The organism is Anabaena sp. UHCC 0451, assembly GCF_034931405.1.
In the GTDB taxonomy this organism is placed as follows: domain Bacteria; phylum Cyanobacteriota; class Cyanobacteriia; order Cyanobacteriales; family Nostocaceae; genus RDYJ01.
Genome location: NZ_JAYGHA010000045.1, coordinates 1 through 16,497 on the forward strand (window position 1 = coordinate 1; position 16,497 = coordinate 16,497).

The following is a 16,497-nucleotide window of genomic DNA, read 5'->3' on the forward strand; positions in this document are numbered from 1 at the left end:
GGTCTATTTTTTAAAACAAAAGCCTCCTCTATTGGTTTATTTAGAGGAGGCTTTTGTTTGTTTAAGTCTAGACGTGATGGCGATTTTTAATGTGGGGTGATAATTTTCTCTGGCAACTTATTCTATTTACTCATACAATTTTAGACTAGGTGAAGTTCTTGAGAATAGAGTCCTAAATTAATGAGTCAGTTAACAGGTCAGGGTGCAAGAGCTATAACTCAATTTCAAATGGTAGATCGGATCAATGATATCGCTTGGCAAGCTCACCAGGGCAGTGTTGCCGCTATTATTCAGGTATTGAACGAAAGGCTAGTTATTTCTGGTGTTAGAACTAGAGCGATTTTTGCTGATGGTGTGTTACAACTTTTGTGTGAAGCAGCTACGGTAGATAAACTTGAGCAATCTACCTTGGTGAATAAAATCCAAGAAATTTTGGATTCTATTGCACCACGTCACATCCGCACAGTCAATATTAACAGTCGCATTGTTCGAGAAGATCAATTATTGTGGCTGGAGGAAATTAACCGTGATAGTGACAATCAGTTACTTTGGTCACAGGAAATTACCCTATCTCAGCCTAGTATTTTCCAACAACTAATTCAAGATTTCACAGCCGCCTATACTGAATTCGGAAAACCGATTTTACCGAAAGCTCAATCGTTACTAACTAATAAGGATAAACACAAAAGTTCCACTCAAAAGCTGATTATAGGGGCGGGTAGTTTATGTACATTGTTTTTACTGGTTGCGCTATTTGATGACCGATTAGGAAATGGAGTAAGAAATCTTATCCCTCTCAATATCTCATCGTCTGTTCAGACTACAAACAAGGTTAAATCAGAAGTATCAATACCTGGGGATAAAAAAAGTTTTGATGACCCAGCAAGTCTTACAACATCTGAGGACACATTTGCAGATGCTGTAAGACTTGCTAATCAAGCCTCTGCTGCTGGTAAAACAGCTACAACTTCAACTCAGTGGCTAGAATTAGCTGCTACATGGCAAAGGGCTTCTGATTTAATGAATCAAGTTCTGCCTAGTCATAGACGCTATCAAGAAGCACAAATTCGCACTAAGTTATACAGAGAATATAGTAAAGCAGCCCAGAAAGAAGCGGACAAGATGGGTTCTTAGTTGTAAAGTGTGTTACAGGCAAATCAAGTATCATGCGGGTTTAGCATTGCTAAACCCCTAATGATTGCTGATTCCTATAATTAAACGCTCATTTTTAGCATTCGTTGCATTGGTCGCAGTGCAGAAAGACGAATATCCTCTGACATAATAATTTCAGGGCTGCGGTTTTTCATAGCTAAGTACAGCTTTTCCAAAGTATTTAACCGCATAAATGGACATTCGTTACAATTACAGTTATTCTGAGGCGGTGCAGGAATAAAGTGTTTACCTGATGCTAATTTTTGCATCTGATGAATGATTCCCGGCTCTGTAGCCACGATAAATTCCTGACTGGGGCTTGTTTGACAATAATTAAGTAAAGCTGCTGTAGAGCCAATATAGCTGGCGTGGCGCAAAACGCTGGTTTCGCATTCTGGGTGCGCGATCACTTCTGCTTGTGGATGTGTAGTTTTTAAGTCAACAATTTTTCTTTCAGAGAAAGTCTCATGAACAATACAGCTGCCTTGCCATAACAGCATCTCTCTCCCTGTTTGTTCCATCACATACCGTCCCAAGTTCCGATCTGGAGCAAAAATAATCGGTTTTTCTTTGGGTATTTGCTGGACAATTTTCACAGCGTTGGAACTGGTGCAGATAATATCGCTCATGGCCTTGATTTCGGCAGAGCAATTAATGTAAGAAATTACTAAATGATCTGGATGTGCGGCTTTAAAAGCGGCAAACTGATCTGGTGGACAACTATTAGCTAAAGAACAACCTGCATTTAAATCTGGTAACAAGACCAATTTATCAGGATTGAGGATTTTGGCTGTTTCTGCCATGAAGTGGACACCAGCAAACACTATTACATCTGCCTTGGTTTTGGCTGCTGCTCTTGCTAATTGTAAAGAATCACCAATAAAATCGGCAATATCTTGAATATCTGGATCTTGATAGTAATGAGCTAATATTACCGCGTTGAGTTCAGTTTTCAAATCCTCAATAGCGGCAAATAAATCTAGTGTTAGTGTACCCTGTGGTCGAGCAAGTGTAGTTGTAAACACAATTAAGAACTGCTTTTTTGTAAAATTATATTACCTTGTGGATTCAATTATAGTAGTTTTTACCAAAAATAGTAGACGGTTGCTGTGGGCAATTTATGCCCAAATCCGGTGGAGTTTCATATCCTGGAGATATACGGCTTTTTAAAGTGGCATGACAAGTCAGAAAACTCAATCAAAACCTGTGAAAATTGCTGTAATTGGCGATGTTCACGATCAATGGGAAGTAGAAGACGGTATGGCACTCAAGCATTTGGGTGTTGATTTGGTACTGTTTGTCGGAGATTTCGGTAATGAGTCGGTGGAAGTAGTAAGAGCGATCGCATCCCTAGATATTCCCAAAGCAGCGATAATGGGCAATCACGATGCCTGGTACTCGGCCACTGAATGGGGACGCAAAAAATGTCCTTATGACCGCACCAAGGAAAACTGGGTACAGGAACAATTGGATTTATTAGGATCTGCCCAAGTCGGTTATGGTAAGTTGGATTTTCCAGATTGGAATTTAACTGTGGTGGGTGGTCGTCCTTTTACCTGGGGTGGTCCAGAGTGGAGATTTGCCGAAATCTGTCAAGAACGTTATGGTGTCTCTTCCTTGGAAGAGTCCGCAGATAAAATAGTTAAAGTTGTCAAAAGTGTTACTTGTGAAAATATTATTTTTCTAGGACATAATGGACCGAGTGGTTTAGGCGATCGCCCTGAAGACCCCTGTGGTAAAGATTGGCATCCCATCGGTGGTGATTTTGGTGATCCTGATTTAGCGGAAGCGATTTCTCAAAGTCTCAATATGAAGAAAACGGTTTCTCTAGTCACCTTTGGTCATATGCACCGTACTCTCCGTCACACTAAAAAGCTGCAAAGAAAGGCCGTGTTTAGAAGTCCAGAGGGAACAATTTACTTAAATGCCGCTACTGTACCCCGAATTGTGGAAGAAAAGGGTGTCAAGCTACGGAATTTTTCCCTGGTTTCTTTAGAGGGAGGTGTGGTTACAAAAGCTTCTCTCGTTTGGGTAGGTCAAGACTTCCGGGTGGCTGCGGAGGAAATTTTTTATAATTCTTTCCCTTGAGTAGTGCCAATTATGTAATTATAGGTTATGATTTTATTTGTCAGTTTTTGTGTTCTACAATGCTGACAAATAATTTGGAGAGGTGGCAGAGTGGTCGAATGCGCCTGACTTGAAATCAGGTGAAGTGAAAGCTTCCGGGAGTTCGAATCTCCCCCTCTCCGTTATTGCTGTCACTGTTTTCATACGGAATAGGTTGATACAACAGTGCGTTTTCTAGAATCTTTGTAGAAACATTCCGTGGAACGTCTCTACAATTCTTGTTGGAGATGTCTAAATTCGAGAACGGACAAATTTCTCTAATCTATCCATCCCCTTTTCAATAGTTGCCATATCCGTAGCGTAGGAAAGGCGGATGTTTTTATCAGCACCAAAAGCTACACCAGGAATGACAGCAACTTGATGAGCTTCTAACAAAGCGTTGCAAAATTCCAGAGATTTCAAACCTGTTTTGCTGATATCGGGGAACAGATAAAAAGCACCATCTGGTTGAGGACAACTTAACCCAGGAATAGCATTAAGTCTGTCAAACATTACCTGACGACGTTTAGCGAAAGCTTGACGCATTTCTTCTACACAGTCTTGGGAACTTTCCAAAGCGGCGATCGCCCCATATTGAGCAAAAGTACAGACATTTGATGTACTATGCCCTTGAATGGTACTCGCAGCTTTAATAATTTCCACAGGACCTGCTAAATAACCCAAGCGCCACCCCGTCATTGAGTAACCTTTAGCAAAACCATTACTGATCAAGGTTCGGGAAAAAATATCCGCACCTAAAGAACCGATGCTGAGATGTTCTGCACCATCGTAGAGAATTTTTTCATAAATCTCATCGGACACAACCAAGATATCTGCATCAACAATTATCTTAGCTAAGGCTTTAATTTCCTCTGGTGTGTAAACCATCCCCGTAGGGTTAGAAGGAGAGTTGAGGATAAATAACTTAGTTTTTGGGGTAATGGCTTTTTTTAGCTGTTCTGGGGTAATTTTATAACCAGTAGAAGCATCAGTTTGTACAATCACTGAGTTACCACCTACCAAAGTCACCATTTCGGGATAACTTAGCCAATAAGGTGCAGGGATAATGACCTCATCACCGGGGTCAATCAGTGCCACAATTAAATTATAGAGAGAATGCTTACCGCCATTTGTTACCAGAACATTCTCAGCTTGATAATCAAGACCATTATCGGTTTTCAGCTTGTGGGCGATCGCATCCCTTAACTTTGGTTCACCAGCGGCTGGTCCATACTTGGTTTTTCCTTCATCCAAAGCCTTCGCGGCTGCGGCTTTGATATGGGCTGGAGTGTCAAAATCTGGTTCTCCCGCACTAAAACTACAAACATCTATACCCTCTGTTTTCATGGCCTTAGCTTTAGCTGCGATCGCTAAGGTTATGGAGGGTGTCACCTGACTTACTCTTGCTGCCAGCTTCATTCTACTTCTTTGGGCGAATCTTTTATCCTATTATCTCAGGATATCTCAGAATTCTCATCAATATTTGCCTTTTCTAAATTCCTGCTTGGGTTAGTTGTTAAACATCTGCACCGCATAAATAGCCAATTTTTTATCAACCAGCGCCAGATTAGCTACAGCATATTTAATAACTATAGACTCTTGTGTAGCATGACAAGAACTTTTTAACACTTGAGTTTTGACTGCATCTTTTACCAGTTTAGCCTGGTATGTGTAAAGAGAACCAGAGGGTTGTTCAAAAGTTAGCTCTGCTAACATTGTATTATTATCTAAACTTTGCTCTAAAATTTTCCCGGCTACTTTATAATTAAACCAATCCCAACCTTGACGGAGAATTATTTCCCTTTCTAAAATCTGTAATGCCGATGGCAAAATTCCCCAACCACGATAGACTTTATTTAAAAATTGAATATCACCAGTACGAGTTAAAATTGATTTGAAAGAATCTTGATCCAGCACCCCATAATATCTGGCTTCCGGTAAATCTATGGCTGTCGGTGCAAACCGATGTCCGCCAAAATGGCTTGATCTCCAAATTCGCACATGATGCAATTGCAAATCAGCAATAGTATTTTGAGCATAAAAATAAAAAGGATTTCCATATCTTGCACAACATTGATCATGGCTACCATGTGTACAAACTAAAATATCTCTAGTTATGCTGTTTTCTCCTTGACAATCAGGATTTTCACCTGATAAACACTTCCGCACAACTCCTGCTACTTGTTCAATATTTGGTAACTTAAATTCTTGCTTACCATAGCCATTAGTTAACCCTGTTTGTTTTTGATAAATCAACAAAGTTGTTTGTTCTACTTTATGTGATTGATCATTAGCAATTAACAAAAACTGAATCGGTAATTTACGACGCTGTACTTCTTCAACTAAAACTCGCAAGTTATCTGGAACCCATTTGGAATTAAATGCTGCTGACATCCAAGGTGTAGGACATTCTACTAAAACATAAGTTTGGTAATTTGTCGCACTACCAATAATTTCTTCTCCTATTTGTCGGGAATAGTCAGAGCAGAAAAACTTATTCATATCAATTTACTCAAGAATCGTTTTTATAGACAAAGATAATGCAAAGGGAAAATTGTGTTTCTAGCTACGTTGATGTTAATTAATTTAACAATTAACGGTAGATGCCATTTTATAAGTTTCTGGTTTTTTAAATTCTTTCCGGTTAATAAATCCTCTCTTTACAAAACTCAGCATCCATTTGTAAAATTTTCCTGCAATCTCAATGATTAATATCTTCATTACTAACTTACGTCTGTATATCTAAAGGCATAGTTTCAGAGAGTGGGATTGTATAGATTCATATCAGGATAATGCAAATAATTCTCAATAACCTCTCAAAAAAATATAACTTATCAAACTATGGCAAAGAGGATAGTCAAGAAATTTAACTGATTAACACCCCATCCTTGTTGATCACGACAATCACGCAAAGCCATAGATTAGAAGGGATAGGAATTTTCATCTGTATTCATCAATCACGAAGATACTTCACTATACTTAAATTGTGATTTTCTGTATCAAGGGTAACAGAATTTCATGAAAAAAGCAAGTAGTTGATAAAACTTCTGATTTTTGTGAATAATGTTCATTTAACCTGCATTATATCAGTCTAATCATAATTGAACACAATAATCATTAGGGTTTCCAATCTAATAAATAGTCTTTTGGTTATACTACAAAATACAGCATTTAGTAGAAAAACTTTAATTACTAACTATAGCTGTTGCTGATTTCGGTTTTTACAATAAATGCCATCAATGTAGTCAAATTAATGTAGTCAAATTTATGAGAAAGGGTGACATCATGCACGACTACAAAATTTTATTGACGAGATAATAATAATTGGTTATGGATAATCGGTGATGAATCAGACTGGTTTTCTGTCACCAATTACAAATTACCAATTACCGATTATGACATTAATATTAGCTCTTGATTTTGGCGGAACTAAACTAGCAGCAGCGACAGTGGAAGCTGGTGATAGGGATTGGTCACGCTATGAAAATCGTCTTTCACCTGCAAATGCGGATGCTTTGAGTGATGTAGAAATTATGCGATCGCTCATTGATTTTGTATTAGATAGACGCAAACCTGATGCCATTGGTGTTAGTTTTGGTGGACCAGTAGACGCAGCTACCGGACTTGTCAGACTTTCCCATCACGTTCCTGGCTGGGAAAATATTCCTCTTAAACAACTACTAGAAGAAGAATATCATGCTCCTGTCAGTATAGACAATGATGCTAATGTCGCTGCAATTGGTGAACATAGATTTGGTGCTGGTCAGGGATATGACAGCTTATTTTACATTACTATTAGTACAGGTGTAGGCGGTGGTTGGATACTTAACGGTAAACCTTGGCAGGGTGCTGGTGGGATGGCTGGAGAAATTGGACATATAGTTGTAGATCCCACAGGTCCAGTATGTCTGTGTGGAAAACGCGGATGTGTAGAACGTTTAGCCTCTGGTCCTTACATCGCCGAAAATGCCAGAGAATTATTGGAAAAACAACCGCCTAATTCTGAGGAAGGTACAAAAGGAGAAATACTGAGGTATTTAGTAGGTAATGATTTAAACTTAATCACCGGACAAATAGTGAGTGTAGCCGCAGCAAATGGTGATGAATTAGCGAAAGCAGTATTATACAAAGCGGCTTGGGCGTTGGGTGTAGGTATTGGCAATGTGGCTAACTTGATGAACCCCCAACGCTTCATTTTAGGTGGAGGAGTCACCAAAGCCGGAGATAATTTTTGGACAACAGTACGCAAAGTGGCACAGGAAACCGCATTACCAGAAGTGAATTTTGAAGTAGTGCGGGCTGTGTTGGGGGATGATGCGCCATTGTGGGGGGCTGTGGCCTTGGGTTTGAATATTGTGCGCTAATTATCTTTAGCGATCGCGTTTTTTCCCATAATGTGAAGCAGAGGAACTATCACTAGGTTTTTTTGCTGTCTTACGTTTACCCGATCTCCGTGGTGCTGTTTTCCGTTTAACAGTAGTACCAACAGTCTCCCGATCAAGTTCAGGTTGAGGCTTTTGTCTGCGGCCATTTTGAATTGGTTCCGGCTTAATATCGGGGTTAACGCCAAAACCTGCAACCACTTCCAATGACAACTTCTGCTGAATCAGTTTTTCGATATCTACCAACAAATGTTTTTCATCAACACACACCAGAGAAACAGCTTCACCTTTTGCACCAGCGCGGCCTGTGCGGCCAATTCGATGCACATAATCTTCTGGTACATTGGGCAAATCGAAATTGACAACATGGGGTAATTCACTGATATCCAGACCCCTAGCAGCAATATCCGTGGCTACAAGTACCTGTAACTTACCATCCTTAAACTTTGCTAAAGCGTGGGTACGCGCCCCCTGGCTTTTATTTCCGTGAATTGCCAAAGCTTGAATGCGGTCATCATTCAACTGCTTCACCAGACGGTCAGCACCATATTTAGTCCGAGTAAACACTAAAACTTGATACCAATCATCTTGTTTAATTAAGTGAGTAAGTAAGTGACGCTTCTTGTCACGGTCTACCTGGTAAGCTCTTTGTGCTATTGTATCTGCGGTAACGTTGCGGCGTGCTACCTCAATCATCGTCGGGTGATTCAACAACCCTGCGGCTAGTTCCTTGATTTTATCAGAAAAGGTAGCAAAGAATAACAAATTTTGCCGCTGCTTAGGCAAAATTGAGAGAATCCGCCGGATATCACGAATAAAGCCCATATCCAGCATCCGATCAGCTTCATCCAGCACCAAAACTTCCACCCGTGATAGGTTCACCGTTCCCTGTTCCAAATGGTCTAGAAGTCTTCCGGGAGTAGCAACCAGAATATCTACACCACTTTTCAACTGCCGTTTTTGCGGATTGATACTCACCCCACCGAAGATCACCATTGATTTCAGCTTCAGATATTTGCCATAATCATGCACGTTTTCCTGTATCTGGGCAGCCAGTTCCCGTGTAGGGGTGAGAATCAACGCCCGAATTGGCACCCAGCCAGTAGAATTACTTTTAACATTGTTGTTTGCTGACAACTGATGCAGAAGTGGCAAAGCAAAACTCGCGGTTTTTCCCGTACCGGTTTGAGCGCCAGCTAGTAAATCGCCACCCGATAATACTGCTGGAATTGCTTGTGTTTGAATTGGTGTGGGTTTGGTATAACCTAGCTCTGTAACTGCGCGAATAATTTCAGTGGACAAGCCGAGATTAGAAAAAGACATAGAACTCCGTAAATAACATCGGCCTGTCGCTCATTACAGCGTCAGTCTTAGGCGGAATGTGGGTTTGAAGGACTGCATGGGCAAATGTACCAAGACTCAGAGCAATTGCCGCAGCACTGAATTTTAACAGAGTTTGACCATTGATTTACAGGAAATTTGTCAGATCAATCAAAACGTTATACCCACATTCCGCATCCTTAACTGTCACAATCGGTTATTACGGAAGCAAATATCTTCTTAACTTGAAATATAGATTATTATTGGAGGCATGGCATTGTCAAACCTTCAATTTTTATTTTTTGGGACTCACTTACTCAGTTTCCTAAATTCCCAAGGATTAACAAATTTACCATCATTCCAAACCCCCATTTTTTGCTGTTGTGCTTGTGTTTGGGCTTGTTGAACTATATCTTTACTGGGACATTTACTTAAGTAAGGACGATAGACTTTAGCTAAACCTTCCTGTAATAAAACTTGTTGCACAAAAGTCCCATTTTTTAACCGCACTTCTGCAATTTTTCTACCATAGCGATCGCTTTCTATAATATCTAACTTAACCCGATTTCCTGACTGTTTAATCAGTTCCTCTACTCGTGTTTGTGCTTTCACACCCCAACTAAATTGATTCATATCCCGAACCCGTCTGCTACCGTTTTCCCTATGGGAGTGAGGTAATTCGGGTGCATCCACACAAGCAAAACGCACTGTGAACTTCTTACCATTTGCGTCTTTTAGGGCTAGTGTATCACCATCACTTACCCGTTCCACAATATCACCAGTCGGGGCTAATAAGTAATTACATCCCATCAAACTAACAACTATGATAACTACACCCAACCCAATCACAACTTTTTTAATTAATTGATTCATTTTCCAGCACCCAATCATTCAGTTATTCAGTTGTCAATCTGTTAACTTCTTCGCAATATTACTGATTTGGCAATTCAAGCTGTTAATGTGTAAAATTGATACTAAATTAAATAGTGGTGAGCAGATAGCTAGGATAATAATTTTATATCGCTCAAATCTACGGGATTAGTAACTGTAATCCCCAGTTAAACCACTAAATAATCACTCTCATATCAAGATTATGAAACCTATTCACCACCATCAGCGTTGTGCTGCTGCTCAAGAGTTTCAACAATCCCTGATGCAGTTGCAAGATATCTTACAATCAAACTCCACTGATCAGCAAGCGATCGCCAAAGTTGATACTGATAACAGTGCTAACGAAAAAAACAGTGAAATCACAGAAAAAATCGATCTTGCTGCTTTAGAGGATGCTGTTGCGGACATCGAACAATATTTGGCACAGAAAGACAAAAAATAGCACAATTAAGAATTAATCATCCATAAATCATTTGTCGCTGGGCTTCATATAACATTAAAGCAGCTGTGATTGCCACATTCAAAGATTCTACACCAGGACTAAGGGGAATTTTGACTTGGGTATCTGCGATCGCGGCTAAATCATCCGACAAACCAGCACCTTCATTACCCAGTAAAATCAGACTAGGTTTGCGCCAATCTACTTGCCAATAAGTTACACTAGCAGTTGGTAAGGTAGCTATCACCTGCATTCCTGCCTCTTGACATTGTTGGACTGTGGCTTTTAAATCCTCACTTACCGCTTTATTTAGGCGAAACCACTGCCCAGCAGAAGCACGCAGAACCTTGGGATGATCTAAATCCACACTATCATCACTCAACCATAAACCAGAAGCACCCGCAGCAGCAGCCGTCCTAATGATAGTTCCCAAATTACCAGGATCTTGCAGAGTTTCTACAGCTAAAACCAACCCAGTCAAAGCAATTTGGTTTTCCTGTTCATCTCGTTTTGCAGTCGCCACCACACCATCTGGTTGTACAGTCGTTGCTATGGCTGCTAAAACTTCTTCACTCACTATTTCTGTACGATGACAACGACTGCACACCAGTTCCCATAGTTGAGAATGTGCGGCTTGCCATTGAGGTGTACAACATACCGTATCTAAAGGATAATCAGTCGCACAAGCTTCTGCTAACAAGTGCGTCCCTTCCAGTAAAAATAACTGCTGTTTATGCCTCTCTTTGGCAGAGTGCAGCTTACGGATTTGCTTAACTAGGGAATTTTGTAAACTGGTCAACACAATTTTATATTTTAAATTTTAGACTTATCTAAAACCAGAATAAAATTAATATGCGGAACCCGGGACTTGAACCCGGAAGCCTTGCGGCACTAGAACCTGAATCTAGCGCGTCTGCCAATTCCGCCAGTTCCGCTGGCATTTATGACCTTATCACCAATTTCCTATTATTACTCAAATATTTGATATTGTCAATATAATTCTTCATAGGGAACAGGGAAGAGGTTACAACTGAAATCTAATAGCCAAACAAAATGTAGACAAACCAACTCTTTAATGTAGAATCAAAACCAACTTCAAACCTTTATTATTACTTATTTTTTGGAGGTAGGCTTATTAATTCTTCTAGCAGCTTACCAGATGGCAAGTTGTCCACCGAAGCAGACTCCTCAGTCTTGCAAATCTGTGGTGGACATTCTTTGCAAGGTCATGTAAGAATTAGCGGAGCAAAAAATTCAGCATTGGTAATCATGGCTGGAGCTTTGCTTTGTTCAGGAGATTGTCGCATCCGCAACGTCCCTTTATTAGCGGATGTAAGGCGGATGGGACAGGTTTTATCAGCTTTAGGTTTACAGTTAACCAGACAAGATGATCTTTTAGATGTCAATGCTAGAGAAATCAGCACATCAAAAGCGCCCTATGAACTAGTTACCCAACTGCGAGCCAGTTTTTTTGCTATTGGTCCAATATTAGCCAGACTGGGAGTAGCACAAATGCCATTACCGGGGGGTTGTGCCATTGGTGCTAGACCAGTTGATTTGCACGTCAGGGGACTGCAAGCAATGGGCGCAGAAGTGCAAATTGAGCATGGGATTTGTAATGCCTACGTTCCTGGTAAAAATGGCAGCAATGGTAGATTGAAGGGAGCGAAAATTTACTTAGATACTCCCAGCGTCGGGGCAACGGAAACCTTGATGATGGCAGCGACCCTAGCTGATGGGGAAACAATTCTGGAAAATGCAGCCAGAGAACCAGAAGTAGTAGATTTAGCTAACTTCTGTAATTCAATGGGAGCAAAAATTCAAGGTGCTGGAACAAGTACCATTACTATAGTTGGTGTAGAAAAATTACATTCTACCGACTATTCAATTATTCCTGATCGCATTGAAACAGGAACTTTTCTCTTAGCTGGAGCTATTACTCGTTCAGAACTGTTGCTGTCCCCAGTAGCACCGGATCATTTAATTCCCGTTATTGCCAAGTTGCGAGATATTGGCGTACCTATCATTGAAGAAGGTTCAGACTGTCTGCGGGTTTTGCCAGCAGAAAAACTCCGAGCTACAGATATTGATACTTTACCCCATCCGGGTTTTCCCACAGATATGCAAGCGCCATTTATGTCATTGCTAACTTTGGCGGAGGGTGACAGTATCATTAACGAATCTGTTTTTGAAAATCGTCTGCGTCATGCTTCTGAGTTAAACCGCTTGGGGGCAGATATTCGCGTTAAAGGCAATACTGCCTTTGTACGTGGTGTGCCAATGTTATCAGGCGCACCAGTTATAGGTACGGACTTACGGGCATCCGCAGCTTTAGTGATAGCTGGATTAGCAGCAGAAGGGCAAACCACTATTCAAGGATTAAACCATTTAGATCGCGGTTATGACCGACTGGATATAAAATTACAGCAACTAGGAGCGAAAATTATCCGTGTTAACGACGCATCAGCCGATGTAGACTTACATACAATTAACAACAATTCATCACCTTCCGTATCTATCTAAGGTTAGGGGATTTTGTGTTTAGTTGTTTAATGGCGGTTTTTACCTGTTGATGACAAATCAACTTGGTAACTTTCGCCATTAATTTACTTTGAAAAATTACAATATATTGCCGCTAAGTAGATAGAAATAGCTTTAAATCAAGCATCTTGGGGGTTAAGGTGAATCATATTCCAGGTAGTATAAGTACCGATAGGACTCCACAGTAAATAGGGGACTAGTAATAATGCAGCCCAAACAGAAACAGATAAAACTGCGAAGGTAACTAAAAGACAGATCATAAAACCTGTAGCACCAATAATTGTACCGACTGTGAGACTGCGAAGCCGAAACATCACAGGTGTATAAGCAATGGTAAATATCTCTAACAATAGGTATAAACCCATCATTAACCAGGTGATGCTAGTTCGTGGATTTTGTTCCCAGATCATATAAGCTGACCAAGCACCACAAATAAATATTACTGTCCAGATGAGAGGAATTGCGGGTTCAAAAATCAACCATCTAGGTCTTTGTAAGCGCCTAAACCACTGGCGATCGCTCGGTGTAATCCAGTTACTTGCAAGGGCTACTAAGAAAGCCACACCCCCGATTACCATCCAAGATTTAATCATCGTTTCCTATCCTTGGTGCTGACTTTCATTGCAAATTATACAGCTTGGATAAGGAATGATGACTGGGAAAAATCACCCAATTACAAATTACGTCTTGAGATGGGTGTATCAGGTTAGTCGATAGAACTAGGCTTGATAAATGGAAAATATGCTAAGTAACTAGCAGTAATTATTATGCACACAGAACATGAAACTGAGGTGCGATCGCATTCTGTGTTCTCTGCGTCCTCTGTGGTATGCCTGACGGCAAACGATATTCCGTAACTCTTGCTTTCTGCCTTCTCTTAACTTGCTGCATTCCAACCATTCATACTAAGTGGAAAACCCCGTACATTGTCATAACCCAATAAATGTAATGACATAACTGCCATTGCCGAACGATAACCAGAAGAACAATAAACTACTACAGGCTGTTTTTTGGGAATCTTGTTGAGGTTTTGCATCAATGTTCGTAGGGGAATATTAATTGCATCACCGATATGACCTGTGGCATATTCAAAAGGTTCTCTTACATCCACCAAAAAAACATCTTCTTCTTTTAGCATCTGTTTCAATTGTGCCACTTTTCCCACAGTGTAATAGTCTCCAGGAATGGATTTGAGATAACTATCCACCGTTATTTTTAGGTCAGTATTAGCAGGAGAAACTATAGCAATTTTCTGTGTTGGTGCTAAAGCTATTGCTTCATAGCTAACATCAAGAAAGCCATAAATAAATATGCACAAACTTGATATAATTGCAGTTAAAAAACGTCTAATTTTCATGAAAGTTAATCCTTTTGAGTACAAGTTTCCAGCCCCAATTTTCGCCACTCCATCATCCCACCACTAATATTAAATACTTTTGTAAAACCTGCTTTTTTTATCTCACGCAAAGGCGCAAAGGCGCAAAGTAAGAACAACAAGAATGTGGGATACGTGAACTGCTGTAAAAAATTCTCAATTAGCGGAGAAAAGAGAGCAAAACCGCAAATTTAACTCTCTATCAAATCAAACTACTAAACCCACCAGGGTTTTTCACCAGTTCGGGGATCAATTTCTGTCCAGGGAGAAATGCGGATATAATCATCTTCAACTTTCACACTAACCAGCTTGAGTGGAAGAGGTGCAGGACCGCGTACTACTCTCCCATCAGGATCATAACGAGAACCGTGACAGGGACATTGAAATTGATTGTCATTGGCATTCCAAGGAAAGGTACAACCTAAATGGGTGCAGTTATCGACAATTCCCCAAGGATGCAAAGTGCCATCTGACTGCATTGTTAGATAGGTAGGTTCTGCGGCTAAACCTGCCACTAAAGCACGAGTTCCCACCGGTTCAGCCAAAATCTGTGTCGCAGGAATGAGATTTCCATGAATATCCTTAGCGAAGATAGAACCATCTTCACTTGCTTCTGTAGGGGCAATAAAAAATTTAGCCGCAGGATATAGTAAGCTGCTGGCTGTGGTGGCGACAACTGCACCTGTGAGAAAGTTTAATAATTGTCGCCTCGACATTGAGGGGCTTTCTAACGGAAGACTCTCTGACATGAATTTACACCTCCTAGTTTCGGTATAAGTGTTGAGTGCCTTGGTTAATGTTTTGATTCAGTAAAGATTATTTACACTTCTATTATATTACTATTTGATAATTTATTCATATAGTGTATCAACATTTCTCAAAGATGACAAATGCGGTAAATTCTTTGCAGGGCAAGCATTTCAGACAAAAGCTCTGCTCAAAACCCCCATTAGCTCGCTAAAATGAATTCTCGTCTTTTCTACAGTTATTAAAGTGAAAGTCAAGCCCAGTATAGATTACACCCTGTTTATTACCCTGGGTAGAAAAATAATTTAAAAATTGAATAAGAGTTTGCTTGACAAGCTATATAACTATAAAGTTAGATAAAAACATAAGGTTAACTTGCCTTGAACAACGATTAACCTCGGAATTAAAAATTATGACTATTTCTCTGCAACAAAGCCAAAGTAACAATCTTTGGGATAAATTTTGCAATTGGATTACCAGTACCAACAACCGGATGTACATTGGTTGGTTTGGTGTACTGATGATTCCTACACTTTTAACAGCAACCATTTGTTTCATCATTGCCTTTATTGCTGCACCACCCGTAGATATAGATGGTATTCGTGAACCTGTGAGCGGTTCTTTACTCTACGGGAATAACATTATTACTGCTGCGGTTGTTCCTACTTCCAATGCTATTGGTTTACACTTTTATCCCATTTGGGAAGCCGCTACTTTAGATGAGTGGTTATATAATGGTGGTCCCTACCAATTAATTATTTTCCACTTCTTGATAGGTATTTTCTGTTACTTAGGTCGCCAGTGGGAATTATCTTACCGCTTAGGGATGCGTCCTTGGATTGCGATCGCCTACAGCGCACCTGTTTCTGCTGCCACTGCGGTAATATTAGTATACTCCATAGGTCAAGGTTCTTTTTCTGACGGTTTACCTTTAGGGATTAGTGGTACTTTTAACTTCATGTTTGTACTGCAAGCAGAACATAACGTTCTCATGCACCCATTCCATATGTTAGGAGTAATTGGTGTCTTTGGTGGTGCTTTATTCTCTGCTATGCACGGTTCTTTAGTCACTTCCTCATTAGTGCGAGAAACCACCGAAAATGAATCCCAAAACCAAGGTTACAAATTCGGACAAGAAGAAGAAACCTATAATATTGTTGCGGCTCACGGTTATTTCGGCAGATTGATTTTCCAATACGCATCTTTTAACAATAGTCGTGCTTTACACTTCCTATTAGGTGCTTGGCCAGTAATTGGTATTTGGTGTGCTGCTTTGGGTGTATCCTCTTTTGCCTTTAACCTCAATGGTTTGAACTTTCACCATTCCATTCTTGATTCTCAAGGTGCTGTAGTTAATACTTGGGCTGATGTTTTAAACCGCGCTAATTTGGGAATTGAAACAATGCACGAACGCAACGTTCATAACTTCCCCTTAGATTTAGCTACTGGGGATATGCAACCTGTAGCTTTAGTTGCTCCTGCTATTCACGGTTAATCGATTCTGATTTCACTTCGTTTTCAATTCAATAACAACAGTCTAAGCA

At 40.2% G+C, this 16,497-nt stretch carries 15 protein-coding genes and 2 tRNA genes; 7 read left to right on the forward strand and 10 right to left on the reverse strand.

All coding sequences use genetic code 11. From position 1 onward, the window contains the following. Positions 1-180: 180 nt before the first annotated feature. Positions 181-1,134: a hypothetical protein gene (locus VB694_RS23125; RefSeq protein WP_323362692.1), complete on the forward strand. Its 954-nt coding sequence runs from the start codon at positions 181-183 to the stop codon at positions 1,132-1,134. A gap of 80 nt (positions 1,135-1,214) precedes the next feature. On the opposite strand, the gene nadA is transcribed toward VB694_RS23125, so the two are convergent. Then, positions 1,215-2,177 carry a quinolinate synthase NadA gene (gene nadA, locus VB694_RS23130; protein ID WP_323362693.1) on the reverse strand — a complete coding sequence of 321 codons (963 nt, stop codon included), beginning with the start codon at positions 2,175-2,177 and terminating at the stop codon, positions 1,215-1,217. Between the two features lie 151 nt (positions 2,178-2,328). Between nadA and VB694_RS23135 the strand changes: the two genes are divergently transcribed. Together VB694_RS23135 and VB694_RS23140 are read left to right on the forward strand one after the other, a co-directional pair. Then, a complete protein-coding gene (locus tag VB694_RS23135) occupies positions 2,329-3,240 on the forward strand; it encodes a TIGR04168 family protein (RefSeq protein WP_323362694.1) in 912 nt (303 codons plus the stop codon). A 76-nt stretch (positions 3,241-3,316) separates the two neighbouring features. After that, positions 3,317-3,401: transfer RNA gene (locus VB694_RS23140), tRNA-Ser, on the forward strand. Between the two features lie 109 nt (positions 3,402-3,510). Here VB694_RS23140 and VB694_RS23145 read toward each other — a convergent pair. Beyond that, the gene (locus VB694_RS23145; protein WP_323362695.1) at positions 3,511-4,677 is read right to left on the reverse strand and encodes a pyridoxal phosphate-dependent aminotransferase; all 1,167 of its coding nucleotides are present in this window, start codon (positions 4,675-4,677) and stop codon (positions 3,511-3,513) included. Positions 4,678-4,767: 90 nt separating this feature from the next. Continuing rightward, positions 4,768-5,760 carry a sucrase ferredoxin gene (locus VB694_RS23150; RefSeq protein WP_323362696.1) on the reverse strand — a complete coding sequence of 331 codons (993 nt, stop codon included), beginning with the start codon at positions 5,758-5,760 and terminating at the stop codon, positions 4,768-4,770. Between the two features lie 893 nt (positions 5,761-6,653). Between VB694_RS23150 and VB694_RS23155 the strand changes: the two genes are divergently transcribed. Further along, on the forward strand, positions 6,654-7,622 hold the full coding sequence (locus VB694_RS23155) for an ROK family protein (RefSeq protein ID WP_323362717.1): 969 nt from the start codon (positions 6,654-6,656) through the stop codon (positions 7,620-7,622). 6 nt (positions 7,623-7,628) lie between these two features. Here the strand turns inward: VB694_RS23155 and VB694_RS23160 are convergent, their stop codons facing one another. Next, complete coding sequence (locus tag VB694_RS23160) at positions 7,629-8,963, reverse strand: DEAD/DEAH box helicase (protein WP_323362697.1); 1,335 nt, start codon at positions 8,961-8,963, stop codon at positions 7,629-7,631. 306 nt (positions 8,964-9,269) lie between these two features. Beyond that, positions 9,270-9,833 (reverse strand): thermonuclease family protein, encoded by a 564-nt coding sequence (locus tag VB694_RS23165; RefSeq protein WP_323362698.1) that lies wholly within the window; start codon positions 9,831-9,833, stop codon positions 9,270-9,272. A 220-nt stretch (positions 9,834-10,053) separates the two neighbouring features. On the opposite strand from VB694_RS23165, the gene VB694_RS23170 reads away from it, so the two are divergent. Continuing rightward, a complete protein-coding gene (locus VB694_RS23170; protein WP_323362699.1) occupies positions 10,054-10,293 on the forward strand; it encodes a hypothetical protein in 240 nt (79 codons plus the stop codon). Positions 10,294-10,309: 16 nt separating this feature from the next. On the opposite strand, the gene VB694_RS23175 is transcribed toward VB694_RS23170, so the two are convergent. Then, positions 10,310-11,092 carry an RNA methyltransferase gene (locus VB694_RS23175; protein WP_323362700.1) on the reverse strand — a complete coding sequence of 261 codons (783 nt, stop codon included), beginning with the start codon at positions 11,090-11,092 and terminating at the stop codon, positions 10,310-10,312. Positions 11,093-11,143: 51 nt separating this feature from the next. Further along, a tRNA-Leu gene (locus VB694_RS23180) sits at positions 11,144-11,225 on the reverse strand. A 232-nt stretch (positions 11,226-11,457) separates the two neighbouring features. On the opposite strand from VB694_RS23180, the gene murA reads away from it, so the two are divergent. Further along, on the forward strand, positions 11,458-12,813 hold the full coding sequence (gene murA, locus VB694_RS23185) for a UDP-N-acetylglucosamine 1-carboxyvinyltransferase (protein WP_323362701.1): 1,356 nt from the start codon (positions 11,458-11,460) through the stop codon (positions 12,811-12,813). A 137-nt stretch (positions 12,814-12,950) separates the two neighbouring features. Here the strand turns inward: murA and VB694_RS23190 are convergent, their stop codons facing one another. The 3 genes from VB694_RS23190 to petC all read right to left on the reverse strand — a co-directional run bounded on the left by VB694_RS23190 (position 12,951) and on the right by petC (position 14,955). Next, positions 12,951-13,424, reverse strand: coding sequence for a TspO/MBR family protein (locus VB694_RS23190; protein ID WP_323362702.1), 474 nt, complete (start codon positions 13,422-13,424; stop codon positions 12,951-12,953). 284 nt (positions 13,425-13,708) lie between these two features. Continuing rightward, on the reverse strand, positions 13,709-14,188 hold the full coding sequence (locus tag VB694_RS23195; RefSeq protein WP_323362703.1) for a rhodanese-like domain-containing protein: 480 nt from the start codon (positions 14,186-14,188) through the stop codon (positions 13,709-13,711). Positions 14,189-14,421: 233 nt separating this feature from the next. Next, entirely contained in the window at positions 14,422-14,955 is a 534-nt protein-coding gene (petC, locus tag VB694_RS23200) for a cytochrome b6-f complex iron-sulfur subunit (protein ID WP_323362704.1), read from the reverse strand. Positions 14,956-15,365: 410 nt separating this feature from the next. Between petC and psbA the strand changes: the two genes are divergently transcribed. Then, positions 15,366-16,448 (forward strand): photosystem II q(b) protein, encoded by a 1,083-nt coding sequence (gene psbA / locus VB694_RS23205; RefSeq protein WP_323362705.1) that lies wholly within the window; start codon positions 15,366-15,368, stop codon positions 16,446-16,448. The last annotated feature ends 49 nt before the right edge of the window (positions 16,449-16,497 follow it).

What these genes read in the sequence shown, in the direction of transcription:
- VB694_RS23125 (WP_323362692.1), top strand. Translation starts at nt 181, where the DNA reads ATGAGTCAGTTAACAGGTCAGGGTGCAAGAGCTATAACTCAATTTCAA.
- VB694_RS23135 (WP_323362694.1), top strand. Translation starts at nt 2,329, where the DNA reads ATGACAAGTCAGAAAACTCAATCAAAACCTGTGAAAATTGCTGTAATT.
- VB694_RS23145 (WP_323362695.1), bottom strand. Translation starts at nt 4,677, where the DNA reads ATGAAGCTGGCAGCAAGAGTAAGTCAGGTGACACCCTCCATAACCTTA.
- VB694_RS23150 (WP_323362696.1), bottom strand. Translation starts at nt 5,760, where the DNA reads ATGAATAAGTTTTTCTGCTCTGACTATTCCCGACAAATAGGAGAAGAA.
- VB694_RS23155 (WP_323362717.1), top strand. Translation starts at nt 6,654, where the DNA reads ATGACATTAATATTAGCTCTTGATTTTGGCGGAACTAAACTAGCAGCA.
- VB694_RS23160 (WP_323362697.1), bottom strand. Translation starts at nt 8,963, where the DNA reads ATGTCTTTTTCTAATCTCGGCTTGTCCACTGAAATTATTCGCGCAGTT.
- VB694_RS23165 (WP_323362698.1), bottom strand. Translation starts at nt 9,833, where the DNA reads ATGAATCAATTAATTAAAAAAGTTGTGATTGGGTTGGGTGTAGTTATC.
- VB694_RS23170 (WP_323362699.1), top strand. Translation starts at nt 10,054, where the DNA reads ATGAAACCTATTCACCACCATCAGCGTTGTGCTGCTGCTCAAGAGTTT.
- VB694_RS23190 (WP_323362702.1), bottom strand. Translation starts at nt 13,424, where the DNA reads ATGATTAAATCTTGGATGGTAATCGGGGGTGTGGCTTTCTTAGTAGCC.
- VB694_RS23195 (WP_323362703.1), bottom strand. Translation starts at nt 14,188, where the DNA reads ATGAAAATTAGACGTTTTTTAACTGCAATTATATCAAGTTTGTGCATA.
- petC (WP_323362704.1), bottom strand. Translation starts at nt 14,955, where the DNA reads ATGTCAGAGAGTCTTCCGTTAGAAAGCCCCTCAATGTCGAGGCGACAA.
- psbA (WP_323362705.1), top strand. Translation starts at nt 15,366, where the DNA reads ATGACTATTTCTCTGCAACAAAGCCAAAGTAACAATCTTTGGGATAAA.